We start from the raw sequence: 26,110 nt of genomic DNA on the forward strand, positions 1-26,110 counted from the left end.
TCTACGCCCTGGCAGCGGAGATCAATTCCGCTTTTTCAGGCAAGGCCCGCTGGTCATAGATCTCCGCTGCCAGGGCGTAGAACCTCGGCTCCTCGGCCTGGCGCGCAATCGCCTGTTCCAGGTATCGCTCGGCCTGGGCAAGATCGCCATTGGCAAGCTGCTCGCGAGCCAATGAATACAGATAATAGGGGTTACTGTTGCGATGCTTGCGCACCCGTTCCAGGAAATACGCGGCTTTGTCCGTCTCACCCTCGGCCTCGTACAGGCTGGCGAGATTGCTCATCAGGGATAGGTCTCCCGGCGCCAGTGTCAGGCCTTGCCGGTAGGCCACTTCCGCGGCACCATTCACGCCCATGCGTTTGTACAGGGTTCCCAGGTTGTTCCAGAGGTAGCTCTGCCGGTCATCCAGTTGCAATGCTCTGCGCAGGTGCAGAAAGCCCTGGCGTCGGTCGCCGGCGGCCACCCGCTCCATCCCCAGGTTATTGTAAAACTGCGCGGCCACCACCCGGTCACCGATCACTTTCTGCTCGTACACCGGGCTGTAACGCTCCATTTCCAGGTCGATCACCAGTTCCTCACCGCGGGGCAGCATGACCTTGGCATTCACGTGGCGGAACAGGAGGAAAGACTCGCCATCCCGAAAATCCCACACCGGCGGTACCTGCACGTCGTTGACCTCAGCGTTCAGGCCGATGTGCCGGGCCATGGCCACATACATCAGGGTGAAGCTGAGGCAGTTCACCTCGCGCCGCTCAAAGGCACGCGCTGCGGTGGTGGTATTCAGCGCGGTATAGCGCATGCCCAGCCCACCGGCCATCGGGGAGGACAGCAGTGCCCGGTGCAGCGCCTCCGCCCGCTGGTCCGGGTGGCGATATTGCAGCGCGACTTCTTCCGCCACCACCCGCATCATGGGCGAGAGCGTCATCAGGTCATAGGGAGGCAATTCGTTATCGGCGGGCGGCTCGTCAAACAACAGCTCGCCGGAAAGGACCTGTTCAAGGTCCCGGGAGGAAGGCGCCTGCACCCACTCAGGCAGGGGCTCCATGTGGCTGCAGGCGCCGAGCAGCAGAACAAAGGCCGCAGGGGCCCAAGGTATGCGCATCGAGACACCTCTCGCAATCACCGACAGACTCGGAGGAAGCCCGGATCTGCATTTCAGTGTACCGGTACTAAGACAGTTTAGCGGATAAAATGTTCGCCCGGTGCACAACCTCCGCCCGGGTCATCGGCTCAACCGGTCCCTCGCCGACCCCGGTTGTCTGAGGTGATTGCGCTAGGCCAGTTGACGCTCCAATGCCCGCCGGCTGTCGTGGGCCGCCTGCAGGGAAAAGCTCAGGGGGTAGCCATACAGCGGGTGATAGACCGCCTGAGGTGTCCGGGGTTTGCGGTACAGCTCTGCTTCGATCCAGCGGAAATAGTCATCCACGGTGCCCACCTCGGCGGTCGAACAGGCCTTGCCGGTGCCCAGCTCATGCGCCGACACAACCGCGCCGGCCGCCACTCTGACCCGGATGTCGTTGCATCCTACCGAGCCGCATCGGCTGAGCGTGAATTGATAGGCATCGAACCCGCTCATCTGCCAGAGCTGCCAGTGTGTGTGGAGCGCCTCTTCCGGGCTGGCACTCACGTCCCGGACGCGACGCCGGAGCTCCAACAGCGCCTCTGGCTCCCGAGCCTGGCCGTTGGACGCAATGTTCATGGAAATCATCACTTTGTGCATCATGCATCACTCCCCTGTGTCAGAAACTGAAAGGCCCTTCGAGCGACTCCGGCTCATCCCAGTCACGCGCCCAGATGTCATTGCCGTGCAGGTAGTACACGGTATCGCCATGCATCCGGCTGCGGTCACTGCCGCCCCCCATGGGATACTCATAACCAGAGCCGGTCGCCGACTCCACGATCAAGGGTTCCCGAGTCTCCAGCGTGGCCTGGGTACCGGTCAGCTCGTTGACCTCAAACAAAAACAGTCCGGAATCCAGCCAGCGGTAACCGTCGCGGCGGGTCACCGGAACGGTAAAGCGTAACTGATCCGTGCCGACCGGGAGGAAATTGAACGCCCGCAGGTCGGTCAACGCCTCGCTCCAACTCCCGGAGCCACCCAACTCAACGGCCTCGACGCTGACCGGGTTCAGGTCATCGCGCACATCAAACAGTTCAACTTTCACCCCGCCGAAACCGCCGTTTTCATCGGCTTCCTGGCCCACGGACACCAGGTATCCCTCACCCACGGGGTGCAGGTAATTGGACACACCCGGAATCTCCAGTTCCCCGAGCACCGAGGGGTTTTCATTATCTGAGACATCCAGCACATACAGCGGGTCGATGCGTTCAAAGGTGACGATATAGGCCCGGTCTCCCAAGAAACGGACGGAGTAGATATCCTCTCCCGGCTTGCCGATCGGCGCCGGCTGGGCGTCATTGGGCAGCCTTGCCACCACGTCCAGGGTGCGACTGTCGGAATCAGACGCTTCTTTCAGCACATGCAGAAAGTGCTCCGGGTCGCTCCAGTCCTCCCACACGGTGGTCACCACCCGCAGGTAACCCTGCGCCTCGTTCATGCTGAAGGAGGGGTCCGACCAGTTCAGTTGTCCCGGTACCAGCCCGGTGCCCCGATAGCGGATATCGCCCCCGGCAATGGCAAACTTGTGCAGCCCGGTTTTCTCCTCCCGCCATAGTCCGGCACGGGTTCCCAGATAAAGGCTGTCCAGTGACATGTACAGCCCGCTCAAATGCGCGTTGACACAGACAGCGCTCACCAGACGTTGCTCCCGTAGATTGAAGGCGCTCACGGTCACTATGTCGGCGAAACCTTCATCGGGGTTCAATGTTTCCGGCAAATAGCAGTCCCCTTCACTCACCAGCGGCTGCTCCGGCGCCTCATCCACGCGATAGCCGGGCAGCAGATCAGACATCGGGGTGGAGCTGATCAAGCGTTCGTTGTTCTGGCGCGCTTCATCGGTACCCGCATAGGGCTCCAGCCCCTCAATGTAAGGGCTGCTGCGGGACACCAGGTACAGCACATCGCCGATCTTCCGACTGTTGAGCAGCGTCCCCTCCACTTCCAGAGACCAGCGGATCGAAGGGTTCTCCGGCGACTGGACGTCCACCAGCTCGACCCGGGTATGGCCCTCCTGCAGCGCAATCTCCGGCATGCCCATCCAGCCCCAGCCGCCGTAGTAATAACGGCTGTCACTGAGGGCCACGACCGCCTCGGTGGCGTCACCGTCTTCCAGGGTATAAAGCTGGGACAGCACCAGGGGCGAGTCGGCGTCCCGTTCGAGCTCATAGCGCATGATGTAAGTGGCTCTGGCCTGTTCCGGGTCCGTTTCATAGATGCGCAGCGCCTGAACCGGCGGCGGCTCCGGCACTGACCCGTCATCACCGGCCGCCTCATCCAGCGCCACACTCTCGGCAAAACGGTGATAGCTGGACTGGGGCGACTCGGCAACAAAGAGGTAACGGCCGTCATACTTCAACCGGTCCGCCTCATCCACGCCCTCGACGTGCACGTTGGTGCGGGAATAATCGTCGCCACCCTCCGCGGCGTTGTCCGATACATCGGGCATCGCCACGCCGCCCTCTTCGGCCCAGTTATAGTCACCGGCGCGCATCTGCAAGCGCAGCCCGTTGCGCACGAACTGCGACACGGCTTCCGGTGAATGCTCATTGGTCAGCGGCTCCAGGTCGGGATCCGCCCAGCGGAGTTGACGGTAATCGGTATCGTATCGGCCCGGGCCCTCTCCATCGCCGTTTGAACCACCGCAAGCCACCAGCAGCATCGGGCTGGCCGCCAAAGCGCACAAAGTCATTGAACGAATGTTCATGCGAATCCATCCTCAAAAAAGTCGTGGGGTTTATGGCATCATCCCTTCACTCTAGCCCCACGGGCGGCCGGTTTCTGTAGCGCAACTGCGAAAGAGTGTAATTTTGTGTAACTCTGCGGCGGCTGCGGGACGAAGAGCGCCACGGCTTACAGGTTTTTACACACTCTCACAAAGGCATGACGGCTTTTTCCCGGTACAACAGGCACACTGAAGACTCGACAGCTCCGCCCGAAGGTCACGCGTGCACCTTCGGTGATAAACTCACCCCCCGAAATGAGAGTAGTATCGATCTGATGACGCGCTTAACTGACATCCTGGTCCGCGCCTGCCCTCTGGCGGCACTGCTGCTGGCATCGAGTCTGGCGTCGCCCAGCCTGGCGGACGACGACGCGGGGCACTGCGAACACAGCAGCGCCCGCTGTGTCGCGACCGGCACCTGGGACATCCAGTTGGCGCTGGGCGCCGGACTGCGCACCAACCCGATCGCCGGCGCCGATGATGTGCCGCTGGTGCTGATTCCCCAGGTCACCTATTACGGCAAGCGATTCTTCTTTGACAACCTGGACCTGGGCTACACCCTGGTCGATCGGCGGGACTGGATGGTGAACCTGTTGATCACCCCCAGCGGTGATGGCCTGTACTTCTTTGAGGACGACTGGGGCCGCTTTTTTCTCCAGGGCGGATTGAACACCCTGGGCGCCAACTTCAGCCCAGCGCCCGATGCGCCCACCGAACCCCCGGCGGTCGCCGATGAGGACGCGTTCGAGGGCCCGCAGGAGGATCAGCGGGAGCAGGAAAGCCCGGCCCCGGCCAACCCCGAACCCACGCAGGTATCACCGCCCCCGCTCCGGGACCGGAATATCGCCGCCCTGGCCGGAGTGGAAACCTCCGGTGACTTCGGCCGGTTTCAGTGGCAGCTCCAGGCGCTGTCCGATGTCAGTGGTGTGCACAATGGCGAAGAGCTCCGGTTTGCAGTCAGCACCGGAACCCGCCGGGACGCCAACCAATTGGGCATCAGCCTCGGATTCAGCTGGAAAAGCGCCGAGGTGATGGAATACTATTACGGCGTCACCCAGGGGGAATCGAGTGGTGCCCGTCCCGCCTACCGCCCCGGTAGCGGCACGGCACCCTTTGTGCGGCTGAGCTGGAACCGACCGGTAAACGAACAATGGCGTTGGCTGGCCAGCGTTCAGTACGAGCACCTGAGCGAAGCCGTTCGCCACAGCCCCCTGACTGACCAGAATAAGGTGATGCAAATCTTCGTCGGGGGCGTATACCATTTTTAAACTCGGGCAACTGAGGTGTGGCAGTACCCAAAATAACCCCATGCGCCAATCCCTGTGGATCCTGGCGGGCTGGTGTGTGGCCGGCGCCAGCGCGGCGGACAGCGCGCTGGAGCTGAAACCGAGCATCTGCGCTCTGGCGGAAAATCAGGTGCTGTGCGAGCAACGGGTCGACATTCGCTGGCACAGTGACTATCCCGACGCCCTGTGTCTGTTCGTCGATCAGAGCGAGCAGCCCCTGGCCTGCTGGCGGGAAAAAGACCAGGGCGAATACCACTACGAGGCACGCACCGAACAGAGTATGACCTTCCAGCTACGCGCCGAGCGGGACGACCAGTTGCTCGCCAGCCGACTGTTCGAAGTGATCCGCGAGTACACCGAATTCCGCTCTCGCCGACGCAAGCCCTGGAATTTTTTCTGACGCTTCCCAATAACAGACGAACCGGACACCCATGCAACAGATTCTATTGGCCGAAGACGATCACCGCCTTGCCGCCCTGGTGCGGGACTACCTGACCGACAACGGCTTTGAGGTGGCGGTGGAAGATCGCGGAGACCGGGTCCCGGAGCGGGTCCGTCAACTGCAACCGGATCTACTGATTCTGGACATCATGCTCCCCGGCAAAGACGGCCTGACCCTTTGTCGGGAACTGCGCCCGGCGTTCACCGGCCCGATCATGATGCTCACCGCCCGCAACGAAGATGCCGACCAGATTCTCGGACTGGAATTCGGCGCCGATGACTATGTGATCAAACCCGCCGAGCCGCGGATTCTTCTCGCCCGTATCCGGGCACTGCTACGGCGCATCGAGCCCGGCATTCCGAGCACTCCACAGACCCTGAGCTTCGGCACCCTGGAGGTGCACAGCGGCTCCCGCAGTGTCGAACTCGAAGGCGCTCCCATCAAGCTTTCCAGTCACGAGTTCGACCTGCTGTGGTTGCTCGCCCAGCGCGCCGGGGACGTGGTGGGTCGGGATTTTCTGTTCCGGGAGCTTTATGGGCGGCCTTATGATGGCATGGACCGGACCATTGATGTGCGCGTCTCCCAACTGCGCAAAAAGCTCGGGGATAACCCGGACAATCCCGCCCGCATCAAAACCATCTGGGGCCGGGGCTATCTGTTTATCGCCGACGCCTGGGAAGCGGAGTGAACGGCCTGAACCGGCGGCAGCCATGACATGAAAAGAGCCTTTCTGTCGCTTTACCTGCTCATCGTGCTGGCAACCCTGGGGTTGGGGTGGGCCCTGGATCAACTCTGGAGCGCCTACCAGGCCGAACACCCAACCCAGGCGCCGGGCGCCATTCTCGCCGAGGTACTGCAACACAGCAGCGCCGGCCGACCGCTCGACCAGACCCGCAGCCTCGTGCACCGGCTGGCACGCGAAGGACAGACCGATGTCCGCCTGGTGCCGCTGTCCGATATTTCCGGGGAGGCGATCAAGCAGCGCCTTCAAGCCGGCGAGTCGCTGTCATTCGAGGACGCCAACGGCAACCTCTACCACTACCGCAAGCTCGCCGAACACCCCCAGGTCATCGTCATCGGGGAAGTCACCCCCGATGCCTCCCGGCGTTTCGAAGCCCTGCTGGCGCTGCTCTTCTACGGCGCCCTGGCGGCCGTGGTGTTCTTCTGGCTCTGGCCCCTGACCCGGGACCTGAACCGTCTGGAACAACAGGCCGAGGCCCTCGGACGCAACCCTGAAACCGCCGTGATGGAGTTGCAGGGGCATTCCGCCGCGCAACGCCTGGCCCAGGCGTTCAACCAGATGGCCCGGCGCATTCGTGACCTGCTGCGCTCCCAGCGGGAAATGACTCACGCGGTCTCCCACGAGCTGCGCACCCCCCTGGCACGCATGAAATTCGCCCTGGAGATGGCCGATGCCAACAGCGACCCGCAGACGCTGGGCAACCGGCTGCAGAGCCTGAAAGCGGATGTGACGGAGATGGACCAGTTGGTCAATCAACTGCTGCACTACGCCCGCTTCGAGCAACAGCCCACCCTGCATCTCACTCCGGGCGACATGCCCGGCCTGCTGCAGGACCTGTGGCAGCGCCTCAGTGGGCACCTGGAGCATCCGCCACGCCTCTACCTGCACACGGCGGCCCATCCACCCCCCGTGACCTGCGACTGGCCGCTGATGGAGCGCGCCCTGCACAACCTGCTGCAGAACGCCCTGCGCTACGCCCGAGAGCGGATTGATATCACCCTGACTACGGCCGCCGATGGCACCCAGGTTCAAGTGGAGGACGACGGCCCGGGCATTCCCGAGGAAGAGCGGGAGCGGATCTTCGAATCCTTTGTCCGCCTGCGCGATGCCCCGGAGCTGCACAGTGCCGGGTTCGGACTCGGGCTCGCCATCGTGCACCGGGTGATGCAGTGGCACCACGGCACCGTGCGGGTGGATAGCGCCACCACCGGCGGTGCCCGCTTCACACTTCACTGGCCCCCTCAAGGTGGGGCGTAACAACGCCATGGGCGGGCCGGGATCAAGCCATTGTCGGATATGCTATAGTGCCCGGCTTTGGCCGCCCACGACGGCCGTCTCCACCCAGCCAAGCGGATTTCTGTGGTAATGAAGCCAACCATCAAAGACGTTGCCAAGCGCGCCGGGGTATCCTTTAAAACCGTCTCCCGGGTTATCAACCGGGAAAGCACGGTCGGCCAGGAGCTTCAGGACAAGGTCTGGAAGGCCATCAAGGAGTTGAACTACCAGCCCAACCTGTCGGCGCGGGTACTGCGCGGCGCCGCCTCCTCCATCGGCTTCATCTATGACAACCCCAACAGCAACTATGTGATCGAAATGCAGCGCGGTATTCTCGATGAGTGCCGCCGCCAGGATTACGAGCTGGTGATCCACCCCTGCGACGCCAAGTCTCCGGAGCTGCTGGAGGAAATTTTTGGCATGGTGGACCGCAGCCGCGTGGGCGGGCTGGTGCTCACTCCCCCCATGTCCGAGATGCCCCAGGTTCTGGAAGCCCTGACCGAGCGCAGCATCCGCTTTGTGCGGATACTGTCGGGAAGCCAGCCGCCGGACACTCTTTCACCCTGCGTGTTTGTGGATGACCGCACGGCGGCCTACAACATCACCCAGTACCTGATCGACCTGGGGCACAGACACATTGCGTTTCTGGGCGGGGAAGAGGCGCACAAATCCAGCGTCGAACGTCTCGCGGGCTACCAGCAGGCCCTGAAGGAAAACCAGATTGACGCCGATCCCCGGCTGATCATCGAGGGTGAGTACGCCTTCGAATCCGGGGTCAAGCGGACCCGGCAACTGCTGGCCCTGACCCCGAGGCCCACCGCGGTATTTGCCTGTAACGATGAAATTGCCGCGGGCACCCTGTTCGCGGCCCGTCTGGCGGGCGTGGATGTACCCAGGGACCTGTCCATCGTGGGCTTTGAAGACAGCCCCTTCTCGCGCCAGGCCTGGCCCAACCTCACCACGGCCCGTCAGCCCAATGCGGATATCGCCCGCACGGCCGCGGAGCTGTTGGTCCATCAGATCCGCCACCGCAAGGGCGACAAACCCACCGACAGCGAAGGGTTTTACCCCCAGTTGGTGGTGCGTGACTCCACCTGTCCGCCCCCGTCTCGCACCCCGGCGTCCTCCTGACGCCGGCCACCCTGGGCAAACCGCTTTACTTTCCTCCTCGACGCGTGCAGAATAGCCCAAAAGACAACGTTGTCTAACAGCACCATCTACTACGCATCATTCATCCCGTGATGGCTTACCGGATTACCGGGACCCATGCCGGGATCAAGACAGGAGTTTCCATGAACACCGCCTCATTACCCGCTCCGGACCAGACTCTGATGCACCGCGAGGCCGGCGAAGCCGCGGCCGTGGTCAGTCACCAGCTCAGCGACAACGCCTCTCGGGTCAAGGCCGCCGCCGAGCGTCTGCGCGCCTACCGCCCCCGCGCCGTGGTCACCTGCGCCCGGGGCAGCTCGGACCATGCGGCCACTTTTGCCAAATACCTGATCGAAACCCAGCTCGGCCTGATCACCTGTTCCGCCGCACCCTCGGTCGGATCGGTGTATCAGCGCCCGCAGCAACTGGACGGTGTGCTATACATCGCCATTTCCCAGTCCGGGAAAAGCCCGGACCTGCTCGCCAATGTCGAGCGTGCCAAGGCCGCCGGAGCACTGACCCTGGCGCTGGTCAACGTCGCCGACTCCCCCCTGGCACAGATGGCCGACCTGGTGCTGCCTCTGCAGGCCGGTCAGGAGCTGAGTGTCGCCGCCACCAAATCCTATATCGCCAGCCTCTCGGCCCTGCTGCATCTGGTCACCGAGTGGGCGGACAGCGAGACCCTGCGCGCAGAGCTGCGCCAACTGCCCGAGGCGCTTGCCCGGGCCTGGTCGTTCGACTGGTCCGATGCCGTGAAGGCGCTGACCCCCGTGCACAACCTGTTTGTGATCGGGCGGGGGCTCGGTTTTGGTATTGCCCAGGAAGCCGCCCTGAAGCTCAAGGAAACCTGCGGCCTGCACGCCGAGGCCTTCAGCGCCGCCGAAGTCCGGCACGGCCCCATGGCCATCGTGGGCGAAAACTTTCCGGTGCTGGTTTTCGCCCAGCAGGACGAGACCCGCGAGAGCACTGAATCACTGGTTCAGGAGTTTCGCCAGCGCGGCGCCCGGGTTCTGGTGGCCGGCGAGGCGGACCTTGCCGACACACTGCCGGTGGTCCCCGAGGCTCACCCGGTGATTGCCCCCATCCTGGCGATCCAGAGTTTCTACCGCATGGCCAATGCACTGGCCATCGCGCGCGGGTATCATCCCGATGAACCACCGCACCTGAACAAAGTAACCGAAACCGTCTAACGCAGCGCAAGGTACAACACCAAGCGCACAAGGTAAGCCCAGGAGAGACCCGACATGAAGCAGGCATTGATCCGCGCTCCGATATTTACCGGTGATGAGTGGCTGGAGCACCGGGCCCTGCTGCTCGACGGCGGCCTCATCAAGGGGCTGGTCGCCGAGGATCAGGTTCCGACCGACTACCGGGTGGAAGACCTGCACGGAACCCGACTGATTCCCGGCCTGATTGATACCCAGGTCAACGGTGGCGGCGGAGCCCTGTTCAACGATGCCCCCACCATCGACACCCTGCGCACCATTGGCGCCGCCCACCGGCGGTTCGGCACCACCGGCTTTCTGCCGACCCTGATCAGTGATGATCTGGACATCGTGGCCCGGGCCATTGCGGCGGTCCATCAGGCCATCGCCGACGGTGTGCCCGGGGTACTGGGTATTCACCTGGAGGGCCCCTTTCTGAATCCGGCCCGCAAGGGGGTGCACGACGAGAGCAAGTTCCGCCGCCTGACCCCCGAAGCCGTGGACCTGCTGAGCTCACTGGATAACGGGTTTACCCTGGTCACCCTGGCTCCAGAGCGGACCACTCCGGAGCTGATTCGCGACCTGAGTCAGCGGGGGGTCATGGTGGCGGCCGGGCATACCGCCGCCGACTACGCGCAGACTCGCACCGCCCTGGCCGCCGGGGTACGCAGTTTCACGCACCTGTTCAACGCCATGACCCCGATGACCAGCCGGGAACCCGGCGTGGTGGGCGCCGCGCTGGAAGATCCCGACAGTTGGTGTGGCCTGATCGTCGATGGCTATCACGTGCACGCCGCCACGCTCAAAGTGGCGCTCGCCGCCAAGTGTCGGGGCAAAATGGTGCTGGTCACCGATGCCATGCCGACGGTCGGCGCGCAGCACAAGCAGTTCACCCTCAAGGGCGAGACCATTCACGCCGACAACGGCCGCTGCGCCACCGCCGATGGCACCCTGGCGGGCTCGGATCTGGATATGCTCAGCGCGGTGCGCAATACCTTGGCGCAGCTGGAACAGCCGCTGGAGGAAGCCCTGCGAATGGCGAGTCTCTACCCGGCGCAGATGCTCGGACTGGATCGGGAGTTGGGACGGCTGGCACCGGGGTACCGGGCCAGCCTGCTGGCCGTCGACGACCAGCTGCGAGTCAAACAGAGCTGGATTGACGGGGCGGCACAGCAGTTCTGATCAGAACCGGAACTGCAGCAGCTCCGCGTCGGCCGGACCCATAGTCGACTGTGCCGCAGTCGACGGCCCGGTCGCCGCAGCGCACTGACCGGGCAGCGGCGGCGGACAGCCCCGCACATCCTCCGGCACATCGCGGCGACTCAACGACCTCGCGGTCACATGGGAGCCCGACGCATCCCCGGTCACCGACACCGAATCGCCCAGCGCCAGCTCATCGAACAGCGCCTCACCGTCGGCCCCGTCAACGGCCACGGTCACCCCGAGCACCGTCAACCACCGGTTATCCCGGTCGATCGCGGTTACGGGGCCAGACAGAGCGACGGTATCAACATAGCCCGGTTGCCGCTGGACTCGCGTGACCACCCGGGACTCGCCCTCATAGTAGGCATAGAGTTCCAACCACTCTCCGACCCGCAGGCTGTTCAGGTTGACACCCTCACGCGGGTTGCCGCGACCGGCCGGGTTTTCAAACGCGGTCAGGTCCGTTAGCTGATACCGGCCGCCGAGTAACACGACCTCTCCGCGGTCCGGATCGATTGCATCCACCCTGGCGCGGATCCGGTTGATCCCAGGGCGCAACACCTGTACCCGCTCGGCGACCAGGCTTTCATTGCGCAGGGTGCCGCTCACCATCACCCGAACGCCTTCTCCGAGCTCGATCTGGTCCGACAGCCCTCGGGCCCCGCTGGCATCCACCGGGATACCGTTCACCTCGAAGGCCTCCCGTGAGACGAACCGCTCAATAACCCCTTCCTGGTACCACTGTCCTCCCTCCTGGGGTCTGGCCGGCTCGATCAACTCAATGCGATCCGGATACCAGAGTTCGCCGCGCCGCTCGCCGCCGCGCACGACTACCGTGTCCCCCTCAGCCAGATCGCCACTGACCTGAGCCTGCGAGACGTCCACCGATTGTTCTCCGAGCTGGAAGCGCTGCTGATCCGCTCGCCAGGTTTCTACCCGGCCCTGAGCGGTCAGTGGGCCCCGATCGGCACTGGCGACTTTGGTCGCCAGCCACTGTCCCTCGGCGGCCACCAGACCACTCACCTCGAGGTAGGCCCCAGGCTCCAGCGAGTCAAAGGCAATGCCATCGAAGCGCACATCGTCATATACCACCACAGTCTGCCCGAGAATCTGAATTTCACGCCGGACATCGCTGCTTGATACCAGAGCGTCCACCGGACCGCGCAGGGTGCGGTTATAGCGGACCGCTGCGGCAACCGCATCCTGCCCCTGCAACTGGTCAAGCTCGACATCCACCACCATGCCCAGGGTGATGTCATCGACCCCGGCCGGCTGACCGTCAACGGAGATGTCGGCGGTATCGATCTCGATGTGCAGACCGTTGACGTAGACGCTGCCATAGGCAGTCACACTGCCACTGACGGTGGTCGGACTGCCGGTGCCCTCAATCCCCGCCACGGACGAACTGTCGCTCAGGCACCCCGCCATCATCAGGGCTCCCAGTGTTGCACTGACCACACCAAGCCGCTTCATGCATCATCCTCTCTGGGCGTCGCATTTTCCTGGCCGGAGATGACTCCGGTACCCGGAAATGAACGCTCGTCATTTCGTTGCTCAAAATAGTAAAGGCCAATGCCGGCCCGTACCTGGCCGGAGCCCGCAAGCTCCGGGGACTGGTCTCGATCACACTCGGCCAGCCAATCATTCACCTGGAGCAGAAAGGCCTGCCCCTCCCGGGCGCTGCGCTCGCGAATGCGTTCAAGCAGCTCCTCCGGGATGTTGACGTAGGAGACCGTGCGCTGAATAAATGGCCCCGGTGTCTGTTTCGCAATATTGTGATCCATGGTGCCCATCAAATCTGCCGCCGCGGTCCCAAAAATCCGGATATTTTCCTGCATGTCTTCCAGGGGGATATAGCCTCTCGCCAACAGCGACACGCCCTCACCAGTACGCCGCACCGCCTCGATGCGCTCCAGCTCATCCAGCAGGGCCCGCACGGGGACATCGCGACTGTATTCACGCACCAGCGCCGTAAAGCTCGGCCCAGCATCTTCCCGCTCTACCGGAAGCATCGCCGGCTCGCCGGCCGGGGTGTGGAAGCGTACGTCATTCAGCCAGCCGGTGATAACCCGGGCAGCGGGCGTCGGTTGTTCGGCGGGGGCATCGGACAGAGGGTGAGAGCGTTCCTGAAGCTTGGCGATGTCCTTGCGATTGATGCCCGTCAATACCGCCATGCGTGACAGGCTCTGTTTGCGCCCCGGGATCGCGAAGTCCTCCCGGGCGGTATCGACATACACATGGCGGGCGATATCGGCGAACAGGCGATAAGACACCCCATGGCGCAACAGCAACCGCACCATCGGACGCAGCATTCGATAAAGCGCCCGAATCAGGGCTTTTTGGGTTCTATCGCTCATGTTGGGATTATAGCGTCAAAAAACATTCAAAAAATGTGATACGAATCACATTGAATAACCCACTTTTGGGACTATAGTGTCAAAAAACGGCATCAGAGACGATCCGGGTGAGACGCAGAGCAACAAAGCGCTCCCTTTTGGGGCCTGCCTAGCACTCCCCGGATCAGCATTAAGGCTTTGATTCCATCAACCCTAACGAGGTGATATCGATGACACAGTTCAAAAAACGTCCACTGCAATTGGCGCTCGCCGCATCCCTGGCCACCCTGGTGGCTTGCGGTGGCAGCTCCAACGACAACAGCGCCGGCAGCAACGAAGGTCGCCTGAGCCTGAACGTGACCGACGCTCCCATCGACAGCGCCGCCCAGGTGGTGGTGGAATTTTCCGGCGTCTCCCTGAAACCCGCCGACGGCGAAGCGCTGGAATTCACCTTCGACGAACCCAAGAGCATCGATCTGCTGTCTCTTCAGGGCTCTGCTTCCGAGTCACTGCTGACCGATGAAACCGTGCCCGCTGGCGACTACGAGTGGATCCGCCTGGCGGTGAATGCCGAGCACGATGGCGTGCTGGACTCTTACATTGAGCTGGATGATGGCACCATGCCGGAGCTGCGGGTTCCCAGTGGCAGCCAGACCGGCCTGAAACTGGTCAGCGGTTTCACTGTGGTTGCCGGCGGTACCGCCAACTTCACCATTGACTTTGACCTGCGCAAATCGGTAGTCATGCCGGGCGGCCAGGCGGGCGCCTTCCTCAAGCCGGCACTGCGCCTGATTGACAACACCGCCGTGGGTACCATTGCCGGACAGGTCGACGCCGAGGTACTGGTCGATCAGTGCGCCGACCCCGCCAACCAGACCGGCTCGGTATACGTGTACTCCGGTGCCGATGTCACCCCCACCGATGTATCCGGTGCCGAAACCGACCCGCTGACGACCGCTCTGGTGTCTGATGTGGACGGTGAATACCGCTATGAAGTCGGCTTTGTGTCCGAGGGTGATTACACCCTGGCCTACACCTGCGGTGCCGTTGATGACGATCCGGAAGCCGTTGATGAACTGGTGTTCTTCGGTACCGCCAACGCCACCGTTGAAGCCGACACCACCACCGAGGTGAACTTCACCATCGACCAGGCAGAAGACGAAACCACCGAAGAGCAGACTGAAGAACAGACTGACGCCTGACGTTTTTTTGGCCTGACGCGCCGCTTGCGCCGCGAACCACACTCTGGGGGTTCGCGGCTTTTTTTTGCGTACCCGTTTTAAATGGAAATGACGATGCGCTTGCGCTCAAGCCACCAGGCGACCAGCCAGTGCACGGCGACAAACAGGAGGGCAAACAACAGCGACGCATTGGTGGGGCTGAACCATTGCGCCAGGGAAGCATACAACCACTGATAGGCCGACCCCTCCCCCACCGGAATCAGGTACAGGGTTTTTGCCAGGACGATCGACAACACATAGATAAACAGCGGGTTCTTACCCAGCATGGCGAACCCCCGATATACGGGCTTAACCGCTGGCCATGACTCCAGCAACACCAGGGCGACCAACACCAACAGCGCGGCGCCCCCGGTCAGCAACACGAATGAACTGGTCCACAGATATTTGTTGATCGGAAACCACGGATGCCAGACCAGGCCCAGCAACACCAGAACCACTCCGCCCAGAGCGAGTAACCCAAGACTGCGCCAGCGCGAGGCACCCAGCACCAGAATGCGCGTCGCCTCAAAGCCAAGCAGCACCGTCACCACCGAGGGCAGCGTCGACAACAGGCCTTCCGGATCAAACGCCAGCCCCTTGCCCTGCCAGATATGCTCCGCGCTGAATACCCACAGATCAAACTGACGCACCACCGAGCCCTGCAGGCTGTAGGGATCATCCCCCAACTGCAATAACGCCCAATAACCGAGCAACAGGCCGACCATGATCACGGCCCGCCACAACCCCGGCACAAACAGGGCAATCGGTGCGGCCAACAGGTACGCGAGCGCGATTCGTTGCAGCACGCCCGGAATGCGCAGCGTCGCCACACCTTCCGTAAACGGAAACGCGTTGAGCAACACACCGATCAGAAAAATCAGGGCACTGCGGCGCACAATATTCAGCAACCGCGCCGACACCGGCTGCGCGGTACGCGAACGGCTCGAGAAAAACAGGGCCGAACCGACGATAAAAAGAAAGAAGGGAAAGATGTAATCCGTGGGCGTGGCACCGTGCCAGTCGGCATGCAGTAACGGTGCGTACACCGCATTCCAGGAGCCGGGCGTGTTGACCAGAATCATCAGTGCGAGGGTCAGCCCGCGCATGACATCCAGGGCAAGGAAACGTCGATTGGCAGAAGTTTCAGACATAGAGACACCTCAAAAAAGTGACCGGTCGCGACAGTGCGGACCGGCCAAGCAGAGGAGAGGGGGAAGCGCCGCTCAGGATTTCCAGCGGCGCAGCTTGTGCCCTTTCAGGGCATAAAACAGAATGTAGGCGTAGCAGGGGAGCATGACCCAGTAGGCCGCCTGATTGCTGGTGCTTTCCGCAAAATGGCCGTACAGCAGCGGGATCACCGCACCGCCGGCAATCCCCATGATCAACAGCGCCGAGCCGACACTGGTGTACTTGCCCAGATCCGCCAGCGACAGGGGCCAGATCGCCGGCCAGCACAAGGCATTGGCCAGCCCCAGCAGCGCCAGGAACATGACCGTATTGGGTACCGTGGGAATGCCCAGCCAGCCAAAAAGAATAGAAGCAATCCAGTCGCTATCGCCGGACCCGGTCAGCACCCCCACGGTAAACAGTACCCCGAAAATGGCGGACCCGGTCAGCGCCCTGGCCTGACTCAGAAAACGGGGAATGCACAGCACGCCGACCACATACCCGATGACCATAAACGTCATGGTGTAGGCCGTCAGTGAACCAAAGTGCGCTACATCCATTCGCCGCCCATAGAGCCCGATCGTATCGCCGGCGATCACTTCCACCCCGACGTACATGAACAGCGCGATCGCACCCAGAATCGCCTGGGGATGATTGAGGATGCCCAACTTATCGCCGGCCTCATCGTCACTTTCGGCGTCGACGTTCAACTCCGGCAGGGATGAGAACTGCACAAACAGCATCAAGGCCAGCAGCGCTCCGGCCATATACAGATAGGGCACCACGAGGCGATTCGAGAGCTCCGCCAAGCGTTCCGCACGCGCCTCGGCGCTCAATGCCAACAGCACATCCTCATCGAACTGGTCCATGCCGGTCAGTACCCAGAGCGTAAACACCACCGGAGCCACCACACCGGCGGCCTTGTTCAACAGCCCCATGATGCTCATCCGCATGGCGGCACTCTCGCGCGGACCAATACACACAATGTAGGGATTGGCGGCCGTCTGCAGCAAGGTCAACCCGGTGCCCAGAATAAACAGCGCCAACAAAAACACGGCATAGTGACTGGACTGGGCGGCGGGAATGAACACCAGCGAGCCCACCGCCATCACCGCCAACCCGATGACCATCCCGGTCTTGTACCCGGTGCGGCGCAATACCAGCGCGGCGGGCAGCGCCATGACGGTATAGGCGATATAAAACGCAAAGGTGACAAACAGTGCCTGAAACTCATTGAGTTCACAGACGATTTTCAGAAAGGGAATCAGTGCACCGTTCAGCCAGGTGACAAAGCCAAACACGAAAAACAGCACCCCGATAATGGTCATCGGAATGAGGGCACTGGAAGTGGCCGGAGCCCGGGCAGTGGTGTCAGTGGTCATAGCAGCCTCGCGAATCGACGTTCAGAATTGTTATCGTATTGTGTTGATGGCGTTCAGGCGGTATTGGCCAGTGCGCTCTGCTGGCGCGCAAACAACAGCGCTCCCGCTTCCGGTGGCCCGAGGGGGCGGGATAATTGCTCGGCCACATCCCGATCCAGCCAGGTCTCCAGACGCCCGGCCATCCCCCCAATCAGTGACAGCCGCGGCGGCTGATACGCCAGCAGCTTGCGCGCCATGGCGCTGATGTAGTGCGCGCCGCTGCGAAGAATATCCAGCGCCACCGGATCGTCGGCCTCGGCGGCGTCAAAGACCAGCGGCGCCAGACGGGCGTAGTCACTGGATGGCTTGCCGGACATCCGCTCGACAATCGCCAGACCCCGCGCCTGCAGCAGCTCCGCCACACTCTCGATCAGTAGGGTTTTTGGACCGAGATCATCGGACGCCAGCAGGACCGCCTTGATCGCTTCCAGTCCCATCCAGGCGCCGCTTCCCTGATCGCCATAGGGAAAGCCGTGCCCACCCAACAGGTGATCCACGCCGGCGGTGCGGACATAACCGCAAGAACCGGTCCCGGTGACGATGACCGCCCCCTCGTCTTGCTGATGGGCACCGAGCAGGGCAATACGCAAATCCGTGGTCAGATGAAGCGCCGCAAAGGGGTGGGGCCAGTCACTGATGACCCGATAAAGACTGGGCAGATTCACCCCCGCCAGCCCCGCGCCCGCCACCAGACGGCCGAGGGTTTCAGTCGGCAGGCCAGCATCGCTCAGCGCGCGGCGCGCCGCACTCTCGATGGATTGCAACGTCTGCTCAACGCCGTGCAGGGGGTTGGCCGGCCCCGCCAGAGCACTGCCAAGGACCCGCCCACGGGCGTCCGCTATGCTGGCTTTGCACTTGCTGCCGCCACCATCAATTCCCAGAAAGTAGTGCTCATTGGTTGGGGCACTGACCATAAAACAACCTCTTATTCTGTATCACAACCCACCGCTGAAAAAAGCGGGGGCGGGCTTCGCCGCCGACCCCGCAAGAGGTGAGAGAGAGTTCCAGCGAACAATACTGGAAGACTCACTGTAATTGCTCGGGACAACGTTGTCAAACAAATTTTTTGCCTTCCCTGACCACAAAAAAACCGGGCCGATGCGACATCGGCCCGGTCCGCTCTTCCAACATGCCCAGCCGGTCACTCAGACTCCGGCAGCGCCTCCAGTTCATCGCGCAGGGCCCGCAGAGCCTGTTTGACGGCCCGGTGATGCTCCGGCCCCATGCGAATCATCAACTTCTGCAAGTCCGTCAGCGCTTCCAGCTCGGGGTCCCGGTACTCGTAGAAGACTTTGGGCCGGTGCAGACGAATGTCGCCGGGGGGCTCCGGCGCCTCCAACAGCTCATCGATGGTGTTGAGCACGACCTCGTGGAAGGTTCCATTATTGACGCCATGCTCATCAAACGCCTCCTCCAGCAAGGGGCGGTAGCGCTGATACCAGCCTGCCACCTGCTCGGGGTCGCTCTCGGTCAAGAGCGCAACGTAGGCATCATAGCGCTGAAAGTTCTCTTCCAGCAGTCGATATTCCTGCTCGGCGTCGGTACGGGCTTCACCGACCTTCGCCACGGCCAGGGGCGGCGGTGGCGATACCACCGGGCGATATTCATGCACCACTTTGCCATCACGGGCGGCCGCCGCGGCACGTACCACCTTGCGGATCAACTCTTCGTTGACCAGCAGACGCTCGACGTCGTCATTGCCGGTGGCTTCTTCCAGCTCATTGAGCGCTGGCTCATCGCTCTGATCCAGCTCCGGCAGCGGTTCCGGCTCGGGCTCAGGTTCCGGCTCGGGTTCAGGCGCCGGCTCAGGTTCCGGTTCGGGCGCTGGCTCAGGCTCCGGTTCGGGCTGCTGAACCGGAGGGGCCGGCTCCGGTGTCGGTTCCGGCTCATCTTCCCGGCCAAACAAGTACAGGCTCAGAGCCACAATCACCACCACGACAATAACGACCAGGGCGATAGTCGCGGTGGGCTTTCGATTACCCGGCTGTGCTTCCGGTGTTGAATGCTCATCGTTCGCCATATTCCCACCTTTCTGGTTAATGCCCGCAGGCTGCACCTGCGTGGTCCGTTCTTGGACTGGAGGATACCGCCGCCAGTTCATTCGTCTCCTTTATTTGTAGCACAGTATCCGTCCCGGCTCTACAAGCAGATCAAACGACCCGCTTTGGGCTGGTCACACTCGCCCCTTGTCTTTATAATGCCCGCCTCCCCTATAGGGCCCTTAGCTCAGTTGGTCAGAGCAGTCGACTCATAATCGATTGGTCGCTGGTTCAAGTCCAGCAGGGCCCACCACTCTCCCTGACTTAACGTTTATTGACACTCCTTTGATTGATCCGGAGTCGTGCTGGCTCGTATCATTAACGGACTGACCAGTCCGTCCTATTAGCGAGAGCCCTATGACCGACCCGGAAAAGCCCAAACGCGTGCACAAATCCGCCGAGCAGCGGCGCGAAGAGATTCTGACCGTAGCCACCCGTATTTTTGCCGAGCGGGGCTACCAGGTGGCCGATATGCAGGCCGTGGCGGATGCCGCCGGGGTCGGGAAAGGTACGGTCTACCGTTACTTCCCCACCAAAGAGGCGCTGTTTACCGAGGCCCTGCGCTTTAATCTGGAGACTCTCAAGGCCTCCATCGAGCACGCTCGCGAGCAACCCGAGGACCCGCTGGAGCAGCTGCGCGAAGGCATGCGCGCCTACCTGCTGTACTTCGAGAAGAACCCGGAGCTGATTGAGCTGTTCATTCAGGAGCGGGCGGAATTTCGCAGCGAATGCCAGAACTCCCTGTACTTCTCCTACATGCTCGCCGGGCGCGAGGACTGGGTCGACATGTTCGAGCGCATCGCCGAGCGCCACCCGGTGCGCGATATCGACGCCCAGGAGTGGATGGAGGTGTGCGGGGACATGATGCACGGCGCGGTGGTGCTCAGCCACACGCCCTTGCCCCGTCGACCGCTCAGTGAGCGCTTTGACCGGATTTTCGATATTTACCTGCACGGCATTCTCAAGCACTGACCGCCGTTACTGGCGCCACTCTCTTTACCTTTTTGTTTTTAACGCTGTTATCAAACGGAGCTTATTACCATGATGTACCCCACTTCCCGTCCATCCGCCGGATTACTGCGCCGGGGCCTGGCCCTGTCCGCGCTTGCCCTGTTGGTCAGTGCCTGTAGCTCCGAGCAGGGTGGCCAGCAGGAGCGCCCACCCTCACCGGTGACCACCACCGAAGTGCAGGCGCAAGCCGCGCAACATCAGGTGGAGTACCCGGGCCGGGTACGCGGCGCCACCGAAGTGAGTGTGCGCGCCCGGGTGTCCGGTATTCTGGAGTCGCGCAATTACGAAGAAGGCACGGCGGTGGAAGCCGGGCAGACGCTGTTTCAGATCGAGCCCGACACCTATCAGGACGCGGTAAAAGCCGCCGAAGCCGAGCTGGCCAGTGCCGAGGCTCAGCAACTGCGTGCCGAGCGCGAATGGGAGCGGGTGAAAGGTCTGTTCGAGCGCAATGCGGTCAGTGAGCGCGAGCGCGATCAGGCCCGCGCCGACAGCCGCGCCGCCGATGCCCGCCTGGAGGCGGCCGAGTCCGCCCTGAGCAATGCCCGTCGCCAGTTGCGCTACTCGCGGGTAGAGGCCCCGGTGTCCGGCCTGACCAGTATGGAAGCGCTCACCGAGGGCAACCTGGTAGAGGCCGGCACCGTTCTGACCCATATTGTTCAGCACGACCCGGTGCACATTTATTTCGCTCTGCCCGAGGAAGACGCCACCGCCCAGCGCGTCGCCCGTGAAGCGCTCCGGGACGACGACTCCGAGCGAGAGGCCCGCCTGGTGCTGCCCGACGGCAGTGAGTATGCCCGCGCCGGCCAGGTGGATTTCGCCGATCGTCGCATCGACCCGATGACCGGCAGTGTGCAGATGCGCGCGGTTTTCCCCAACCCGGACAGCGAGCTGATTCCCGGCCAGTTTGTGCGCATTCGCCTGGCTCTGGCGGACTACGACAACGCCATCCTGGTGGACCCCACCGCCGTGGGCCAGGGCCCGGAAGGCCCTCAAGTGTTCACCATCGATGAAGACAACACCGCCGCCGCCCACACCGTGAAGCTGGGCCCGGTAATCGATGGTCGCCAGCTCATCCTTGAAGGACTCGAGGCCGGCAGCCAGTTGGTGATCAATGGTCAGGTGGCACTGAGTGACGGCGCCGCCGTGCAAGTCACCAACGTCGACCAAAATGCCAGCGACCAGGAGGGTTAATTGATGTTGCGCTTCTTTATTGACCGGCCGATTTTCGCGTCGGTCATTTCGATCATTATTATCATCGCGGGGATTGTCTCTCTGCGGGTGCTCCCGGTTGAGCAGTACCCGAACGTGGTACCGCCACAGGTCGTGGTGAGCGCCACCTACCCCGGTGCCAGCGCCGAGGTCTTGGCCGAATCGGTCGCGGCCCCACTGGAGCAGGAAATCAACGGTGTGTATGACATGATCTACATGGAGTCCACCAGCACCGATGCCGGTACCCTGCAGGTATCCATCTCCTTTGCCATGGGCACGGATCCGGATCAGGCCGCCATTAACGTCAACAACCGGGTTCAGGCGGCCACTCCGCGACTACCGCAGATTGTCCGAGACTTGGGTGTGCGAGTGGAATCTCGCTCAACCAACATCCTGATGGTGCCGGTGCTCTACTCGCCAGATGGTACTCAGAGCACCCTGGATATCAGCAACTACGCTTTGCTCAACGTGCTGGACGAACTGGTGCGTCTGGAAGGCGTCGGTGATGCATCGCTGTTCGGTGCGCAGGATTATTCCATGCGCATCTGGCTGGACCCGGCCAAGCTGGCGGAATACGACCTGACCACGGCCGAAGTGGGCGCTGCCATTCGGGATCAGAACGCGCAGTATGCGGCGGGTCGAATCGGGGCGGAACCCTCCCCGGAGGATCAGGCCTTTACCTTCAGTGTTTCAACCCGTGGCCAGTTGGTAGAACCGGAGGAGTTTGAACAGATTGCACTGCGCACCGACAGCCAGGGCGCCAGCCTGCGCCTGAAAGATGTGGCGCGCGTGGAGCTTGGATCCGAGCGCTACGACTTCTCCGCCACCTACAACGGTGAGTCGGCGGTGCCGATGGGGGTTTACCTTCAGCCCGGCGCCAATGCTCTGGAAACTTCCGAGCGGCTCTATGACGCACTGGATGAAATCGCCAAAGATTTCCCGGCCGGTATGGCCTACAAGGTGCCCTACGACACCACGGAGTTTGTCCAGGTATCGGTCAACGAGGTGATCCTGACGCTGCTGATCGCGGTGGTGCTGGTTGTCCTGGTGACCTTCCTGTTCCTGCAGCACATTCGCGCCACCCTGATTCCCGTGGCGGCCATTCCGGTCTCGCTGATCGGCACCTTCGCCGGCATGCAGGCGATGGGATTCTCGGTAAATATGTTGACCCTGTTTGGCTTGGTGCTGGCCATCGGGATCGTGGTGGACAACGCCATTATCGTGATGGAAAACGTCGAACGCTTGATTGTCGAGCAGGGCATGAAAGCCCGCGATGCCTCCATCGAAACCATGAAGCAGGTTTCCGGAGCGGTAATCTCCTCCACGCTGGTACTGGTGGCGGTGTTCGCGCCGGTGGCTTTCCTGGGCGGCCTCAGTGGTGAGCTGTATCGACAGTTTGCGGTGACCATTGCGGTCTCGGTGGTGGTGTCCGGCGTAGTGGCACTGACCCTGACGCCGGCCATGTGTGCCCTGCTGCTGGATAAAGAAGCCCACGATGTCAGCAAACCTTTCCAGCTGTTCAACAACGCCTTTGAGCGCCTGACCAACGGTTTCGTCAATCTGGTGGGCAAGCTGCTCAAGCACTGGGTCATTGGCCTGGGTCTGTTGGCCTTCTTCTGCGTCGTCACTGTGTTCTCCTTCAGCCGCATGCCTTCCGGCCTGGTACCCCAGGAAGATCAGGGCGTGGCGCTCGCAGTGGCTCACCTGCCTCCGGCCTCCGCGCTGGGACGCTCAGAAGAAGCACGCGACCGTTTGGTGCAACAGGTGCTCTCCCTGGATGAAGTACAGGATTTCACCGCCTTTGCCGGCTTCGACATTGTGGCCGGCTCACTGCGCAGCAATGCCCTGGCGGGCTTTATTAATCTGGCCCCCTGGGATGAGCGTCAAGGTGATGGACAGGCTGCCTCGGATATCGCGGGCAAAGTGATCGGTATGGGCATGGGCATTCAGGAAGCCAATGTTATTGCCTTTACCCCGCCGCCCATTCAGGGGCTGTCCCTCACCGGTGGTGTGGAAGGCTACCTGCAGGTGCGCGACAGCTCCGACCCCAAGCGCATCAACGAACTGACGCAGCAGGTTATCGCCGCGGCAAATGCTCGCCCGGAGCTGACCAATGCGCGTAGTACCCTGGACACCTCCATTCCCCGTTTCGATGCAAAAGTCGATCGGGAAAAAGCCAAAGCGATGGGTGTACCCATCAACACGGTGTTCAGCACACTGCAAGCCACCATGGGCTCCTCCTACATCAACGACTTCTCCTACCAGGGTCGCCTGTGGCGAGTGAACATGCAGGCCGAGGGCGAGTACCGCAACCAGGCCGACGACCTGCGTCATATTTACGTGCGCTCTAACAGTGGCGAGCGGATTCCGCTGAGCTCACTGGTCACACTGGAGCGCACCGCCGGGGCGGACATCATCAACCGATTCAACATCTATCCGGCGGCCAAACTGATGGCCGACCCGGCGCCGGGCTTTACCACCGGCCAGGCCAAGACCGCTCTGGAAGCGGTGGTGAACGACATCGGTCAGACCGCCAACATTCAGATCGGCTGGACCGGCGAGGCCTACCAGTTGGATGCCGCCGCCGGTTCCGGTACCGCCGCCTTCGGTATGGCGCTGCTGATGGTGTTTCTGATTCTCGCCGCACAGTACGAGCGTCTGACGCTGCCGATTGCCGTGGCCACCGCCATTCCCTTTGGGGTTCTTGGGGCGGCACTGTCATCGCTGCTGCGCGGCTACCCGAATGACATTTACTTCCAGGTGGGCCTGCTGGTGCTGATCGGTCTGGCGGCGAAGAACGCCATTCTGATTGTCGAGTTCGCCGCGCAGAACCGCCGTGAAGGCATGAGCTCCACCGAAGCGGCCATGACCGCCGCCCGGCAGCGTTTCCGCGCCATCATCATGACCGCCGCGACCTTTATCATCGGTTCGCTGCCCCTGGTCTTCGCCACCGGTGCCGGTGCCGCGAGTCGCCAGGAGATCGGTACCGTCGTGGTCGGCGGGATGGTACTGGCCAGCTCTCTGGCACTGCTGTTCGTACCGCTGACGTACAAAGTATTGGAAGATCTGGTGACCTGGAATGAAAACCGCAAACAACGTAACGGAGGTGAGCACAATGCGTAAATTCACCTCATTGGCCGCCGCCATCGCTCTGCTCAGCGGCTGCGCCCTGGGCCCGGATTATCAGGCTCAGACACCGGACCTGCCCGATCAGTGGCCCGAGCACGAACTGCTCGGGCAAGACACCGGCGACTGGCAACAGTGGTGGACCCGCTTCGACGACGCCACGCTGAATGCGCTGGTCGAGCGCGCTTTGGACGATAACCTGGAGCTGCAAGTGCAGCTCCAACGGATCGAACAGGCCCGCGCGGAACTTGGTTTCAGCAAAGCCAATCGCTGGCCGTCACTCAACGCCCAGGCAGACGCCACTCGGGAGCAAGGCTCAGCAGCCGTCATGCCGCCCGAATTGGGCGGCGGCCAAATCCGCAACCAATTCTCGGTAAACGGTGTGCTAAGTTATGAGCTGGATCTCTGGGGCCGTCTGGCGCGCGAACGCGAAGCGGCCAGCGCACTGCTGGCGCAATCGGTGTTTGGCACCGAAGCGGTACGCCTGAACCTGATCACCGACGTGGTCACCACCTACTTCAACCTGCGCGCCGCCGAGCAGCAACTGGCGATCACCCGGGAAACTCTGGGAACACGCGAGGAAACGCTGGCCTTGGAAGAAGTGCGCTACGAAAGTGGCGCGAGCAACCCACTGAGCATTCGCCAGGCGCGCGCCTCGCTGGAAAGTACCCGCGCCCGCCTGCCACAACAGGAGCAGCGCGTACACGAGTTACGCAGCGCCCTGGCCATGCTGGTGGGCTACAGTCCCAGGGAGTTGTTGAGTGAACTGGATTTCGGTGACGCCAAGCTGACCGAGATCGAGTTGCCCGACAGCGTACCGGCGGTTCTGCCCTCAGAGTTGCTGCAACGTCGCCCGGATATTCGCGCGGCGGAAGAGGCTCTGGTGGCGGCCAATGCCCGCGTGGGGGTCGCCAAGGCACAGCGCTTCCCAAGCCTGAACCTCCAGGCGCTGGGCGGCAGCGTGGCGCTCGATAGCGACAACCTGTTCACCGCGCCCGCGGAAATGTGGAGCGTGGGTGCCAACCTGGCCGGCCCGCTGTTTGATTTTGGTCGCACCCGTTCGCGGATCGAAAGCGCCGAGGCGCAACTTGCCCAGGCCGAAGCGCAATACCAATTGGCGATTACCAATGGCTTTCGTGACGCCCGGGATGCCCTGGTCATTTATCAAACCTCCGACCGTCGTGTAGAGGCGGTGCGTCGCCAGGCCGAAGCGATTGAGGAAACACTCGAACTGGCGGAGTTGCAATACGACGCCGGGAGTATCGGCTTTTATGAGTTACTGGACGCACAGCGCGGTTTGCTCGACGCGGAGTTGGCGTTGAGTCAGGCAATGAGTGACCGGTTGGCGGCGACGGCGACGTTGTTCAAAGCGATGGGGGGCGGTTGGAGTATGCCGCGGTCGTAACGAAGTTTGGGTAACGGCGGATGCGTGCTTCG

Annotated in this window: 21 protein-coding genes and 1 tRNA gene; 13 read left to right on the forward strand and 9 right to left on the reverse strand. The window is 62.3% G+C overall.

What is annotated here, in order from left to right; all coding sequences use genetic code 11:
* Position 1 precedes the first annotated feature (1 nt).
* From B3187_RS05155 to B3187_RS05165, 3 genes are all read right to left on the reverse strand, one after another.
* Positions 2 to 1,102 carry a hypothetical protein gene (locus tag B3187_RS05155; protein ID WP_286804925.1) on the reverse strand — a complete coding sequence of 367 codons (1,101 nt, stop codon included), beginning with the start codon at positions 1,100 to 1,102 and terminating at the stop codon, positions 2 to 4.
* Positions 1,103 to 1,273: 171 nt separating this feature from the next.
* Complete coding sequence (locus B3187_RS05160; RefSeq protein WP_123638968.1) at positions 1,274 to 1,723, reverse strand: DUF6174 domain-containing protein; 450 nt, start codon at positions 1,721 to 1,723, stop codon at positions 1,274 to 1,276.
* Between the two features lie 16 nt (positions 1,724 to 1,739).
* Positions 1,740 to 3,824, reverse strand: a complete 2,085-nt coding sequence (locus tag B3187_RS05165; protein WP_286804927.1) for a beta-propeller domain-containing protein — start codon at positions 3,822 to 3,824, stop codon at positions 1,740 to 1,742.
* Positions 3,825 to 4,117: 293 nt separating this feature from the next.
* Here B3187_RS05165 and B3187_RS05170 point away from each other — a divergent pair, with 293 nt between their 5' ends.
* The 7 genes from B3187_RS05170 to nagA all read left to right on the forward strand — a co-directional run bounded on the left by B3187_RS05170 (position 4,118) and on the right by nagA (position 11,123).
* A complete protein-coding gene (locus tag B3187_RS05170) occupies positions 4,118 to 5,110 on the forward strand; it encodes a MipA/OmpV family protein (protein WP_170162926.1) in 993 nt (330 codons plus the stop codon).
* 40 nt (positions 5,111 to 5,150) lie between these two features.
* Positions 5,151 to 5,528, forward strand: coding sequence for a DUF3019 domain-containing protein (locus B3187_RS05175; RefSeq protein ID WP_123638971.1), 378 nt, complete (start codon positions 5,151 to 5,153; stop codon positions 5,526 to 5,528).
* A 31-nt stretch (positions 5,529 to 5,559) separates the two neighbouring features.
* Positions 5,560 to 6,258 carry a winged helix-turn-helix domain-containing protein gene (locus B3187_RS05180; protein ID WP_024462448.1) on the forward strand — a complete coding sequence of 233 codons (699 nt, stop codon included), beginning with the start codon at positions 5,560 to 5,562 and terminating at the stop codon, positions 6,256 to 6,258.
* A 27-nt stretch (positions 6,259 to 6,285) separates the two neighbouring features.
* A complete protein-coding gene (locus B3187_RS05185; RefSeq protein ID WP_286804931.1) occupies positions 6,286 to 7,569 on the forward strand; it encodes an ATP-binding protein in 1,284 nt (427 codons plus the stop codon).
* A gap of 108 nt (positions 7,570 to 7,677) precedes the next feature.
* On the forward strand, positions 7,678 to 8,718 hold the full coding sequence (locus B3187_RS05190; RefSeq protein WP_286804933.1) for a LacI family DNA-binding transcriptional regulator: 1,041 nt from the start codon (positions 7,678 to 7,680) through the stop codon (positions 8,716 to 8,718).
* Positions 8,719 to 8,879: 161 nt separating this feature from the next.
* On the forward strand, positions 8,880 to 9,926 hold the full coding sequence (locus B3187_RS05195; protein ID WP_286804934.1) for an SIS domain-containing protein: 1,047 nt from the start codon (positions 8,880 to 8,882) through the stop codon (positions 9,924 to 9,926).
* 54 nt (positions 9,927 to 9,980) lie between these two features.
* Positions 9,981 to 11,123, forward strand: coding sequence for an N-acetylglucosamine-6-phosphate deacetylase (nagA, locus tag B3187_RS05200; RefSeq protein WP_286804935.1), 1,143 nt, complete (start codon positions 9,981 to 9,983; stop codon positions 11,121 to 11,123).
* Here the strand turns inward: nagA and B3187_RS05205 are convergent, their stop codons facing one another.
* Both B3187_RS05205 and B3187_RS05210 read right to left on the reverse strand, forming a co-directional pair.
* Positions 11,124 to 12,617 carry a DUF5666 domain-containing protein gene (locus B3187_RS05205; protein WP_286804937.1) on the reverse strand — a complete coding sequence of 498 codons (1,494 nt, stop codon included), beginning with the start codon at positions 12,615 to 12,617 and terminating at the stop codon, positions 11,124 to 11,126. It abuts the gene before it with no gap.
* Positions 12,614 to 13,501 (reverse strand): DUF6502 family protein, encoded by an 888-nt coding sequence (locus B3187_RS05210; protein WP_286804938.1) that lies wholly within the window; start codon positions 13,499 to 13,501, stop codon positions 12,614 to 12,616. Before B3187_RS05210 ends, B3187_RS05205 begins: the two co-directional genes overlap by 4 nt.
* A 209-nt stretch (positions 13,502 to 13,710) precedes the next feature.
* Between B3187_RS05210 and B3187_RS05215 the strand changes: the two genes are divergently transcribed.
* Positions 13,711 to 14,682, forward strand: a complete 972-nt coding sequence (locus B3187_RS05215; protein ID WP_286804940.1) for a DUF4382 domain-containing protein — start codon at positions 13,711 to 13,713, stop codon at positions 14,680 to 14,682.
* 77 nt (positions 14,683 to 14,759) lie between these two features.
* Here the strand turns inward: B3187_RS05215 and B3187_RS05220 are convergent, their stop codons facing one another.
* From B3187_RS05220 to B3187_RS05235, 4 genes are all read right to left on the reverse strand, one after another.
* Complete coding sequence (locus B3187_RS05220) at positions 14,760 to 15,851, reverse strand: acyltransferase family protein (RefSeq protein WP_286804941.1); 1,092 nt, start codon at positions 15,849 to 15,851, stop codon at positions 14,760 to 14,762.
* Between the two features lie 72 nt (positions 15,852 to 15,923).
* Entirely contained in the window at positions 15,924 to 17,264 is a 1,341-nt protein-coding gene (locus tag B3187_RS05225) for a sugar MFS transporter (RefSeq protein WP_414673678.1), read from the reverse strand.
* Between the two features lie 38 nt (positions 17,265 to 17,302).
* Positions 17,303 to 18,202: an N-acetylglucosamine kinase gene (gene nagK / locus B3187_RS05230; RefSeq protein ID WP_286804943.1), complete on the reverse strand. Its 900-nt coding sequence runs from the start codon at positions 18,200 to 18,202 to the stop codon at positions 17,303 to 17,305.
* A gap of 227 nt (positions 18,203 to 18,429) precedes the next feature.
* Positions 18,430 to 19,308 carry a DUF3014 domain-containing protein gene (locus B3187_RS05235; RefSeq protein WP_286804945.1) on the reverse strand — a complete coding sequence of 293 codons (879 nt, stop codon included), beginning with the start codon at positions 19,306 to 19,308 and terminating at the stop codon, positions 18,430 to 18,432.
* A gap of 195 nt (positions 19,309 to 19,503) precedes the next feature.
* Here B3187_RS05235 and B3187_RS05240 point away from each other — a divergent pair.
* The 5 genes from B3187_RS05240 to B3187_RS05260 all read left to right on the forward strand — a co-directional run bounded on the left by B3187_RS05240 (position 19,504) and on the right by B3187_RS05260 (position 26,078).
* Positions 19,504 to 19,580, forward strand: a tRNA-Ile gene (locus B3187_RS05240).
* 104 nt (positions 19,581 to 19,684) lie between these two features.
* On the forward strand, positions 19,685 to 20,299 hold the full coding sequence (locus B3187_RS05245; protein WP_286804947.1) for a TetR/AcrR family transcriptional regulator: 615 nt from the start codon (positions 19,685 to 19,687) through the stop codon (positions 20,297 to 20,299).
* A gap of 69 nt (positions 20,300 to 20,368) precedes the next feature.
* Entirely contained in the window at positions 20,369 to 21,529 is a 1,161-nt protein-coding gene (locus B3187_RS05250) for an efflux RND transporter periplasmic adaptor subunit (RefSeq protein ID WP_286804948.1), read from the forward strand.
* A gap of 3 nt (positions 21,530 to 21,532) precedes the next feature.
* Positions 21,533 to 24,670, forward strand: a complete 3,138-nt coding sequence (locus tag B3187_RS05255) for an efflux RND transporter permease subunit (RefSeq protein WP_286804949.1) — start codon at positions 21,533 to 21,535, stop codon at positions 24,668 to 24,670.
* A complete protein-coding gene (locus B3187_RS05260) occupies positions 24,663 to 26,078 on the forward strand; it encodes an efflux transporter outer membrane subunit (protein WP_286804950.1) in 1,416 nt (471 codons plus the stop codon). Before B3187_RS05255 ends, B3187_RS05260 begins: the two co-directional genes overlap by 8 nt.
* Positions 26,079 to 26,110 lie beyond the last annotated feature (32 nt).

The organism is Marinimicrobium sp. UBA4209 (assembly GCF_002381585.1).
GTDB classification, from domain to species: Bacteria; Pseudomonadota; Gammaproteobacteria; order Pseudomonadales; family Cellvibrionaceae; genus Marinimicrobium; species Marinimicrobium koreense.

Bases quoted from the DNA above. Each gene is read 5' to 3' on its own strand.
- B3187_RS05155 (WP_286804925.1), bottom strand. From the start codon at position 1,102: ATGCGCATACCTTGGGCCCCTGCGGCCTTTGTTCTGCTGCTCGGCGCC.
- B3187_RS05160 (WP_123638968.1), bottom strand. From the start codon at position 1,723: ATGATGCACAAAGTGATGATTTCCATGAACATTGCGTCCAACGGCCAG.
- B3187_RS05165 (WP_286804927.1), bottom strand. From the start codon at position 3,824: ATGAACATTCGTTCAATGACTTTGTGCGCTTTGGCGGCCAGCCCGATG.
- B3187_RS05170 (WP_170162926.1), top strand. From the start codon at position 4,118: ATGACGCGCTTAACTGACATCCTGGTCCGCGCCTGCCCTCTGGCGGCA.
- B3187_RS05175 (WP_123638971.1), top strand. From the start codon at position 5,151: ATGCGCCAATCCCTGTGGATCCTGGCGGGCTGGTGTGTGGCCGGCGCC.
- B3187_RS05180 (WP_024462448.1), top strand. From the start codon at position 5,560: ATGCAACAGATTCTATTGGCCGAAGACGATCACCGCCTTGCCGCCCTG.
- B3187_RS05185 (WP_286804931.1), top strand. From the start codon at position 6,286: ATGAAAAGAGCCTTTCTGTCGCTTTACCTGCTCATCGTGCTGGCAACC.
- B3187_RS05190 (WP_286804933.1), top strand. From the start codon at position 7,678: ATGAAGCCAACCATCAAAGACGTTGCCAAGCGCGCCGGGGTATCCTTT.
- B3187_RS05195 (WP_286804934.1), top strand. From the start codon at position 8,880: ATGAACACCGCCTCATTACCCGCTCCGGACCAGACTCTGATGCACCGC.
- nagA (WP_286804935.1), top strand. From the start codon at position 9,981: ATGAAGCAGGCATTGATCCGCGCTCCGATATTTACCGGTGATGAGTGG.
- B3187_RS05205 (WP_286804937.1), bottom strand. From the start codon at position 12,617: ATGAAGCGGCTTGGTGTGGTCAGTGCAACACTGGGAGCCCTGATGATG.
- B3187_RS05210 (WP_286804938.1), bottom strand. From the start codon at position 13,501: ATGAGCGATAGAACCCAAAAAGCCCTGATTCGGGCGCTTTATCGAATG.
- B3187_RS05215 (WP_286804940.1), top strand. From the start codon at position 13,711: ATGACACAGTTCAAAAAACGTCCACTGCAATTGGCGCTCGCCGCATCC.
- B3187_RS05220 (WP_286804941.1), bottom strand. From the start codon at position 15,851: ATGTCTGAAACTTCTGCCAATCGACGTTTCCTTGCCCTGGATGTCATG.
- nagK (WP_286804943.1), bottom strand. From the start codon at position 18,202: ATGGTCAGTGCCCCAACCAATGAGCACTACTTTCTGGGAATTGATGGT.
- B3187_RS05235 (WP_286804945.1), bottom strand. From the start codon at position 19,308: ATGGCGAACGATGAGCATTCAACACCGGAAGCACAGCCGGGTAATCGA.
- B3187_RS05245 (WP_286804947.1), top strand. From the start codon at position 19,685: ATGACCGACCCGGAAAAGCCCAAACGCGTGCACAAATCCGCCGAGCAG.
- B3187_RS05250 (WP_286804948.1), top strand. From the start codon at position 20,369: ATGATGTACCCCACTTCCCGTCCATCCGCCGGATTACTGCGCCGGGGC.
- B3187_RS05255 (WP_286804949.1), top strand. From the start codon at position 21,533: ATGTTGCGCTTCTTTATTGACCGGCCGATTTTCGCGTCGGTCATTTCG.
- B3187_RS05260 (WP_286804950.1), top strand. From the start codon at position 24,663: ATGCGTAAATTCACCTCATTGGCCGCCGCCATCGCTCTGCTCAGCGGC.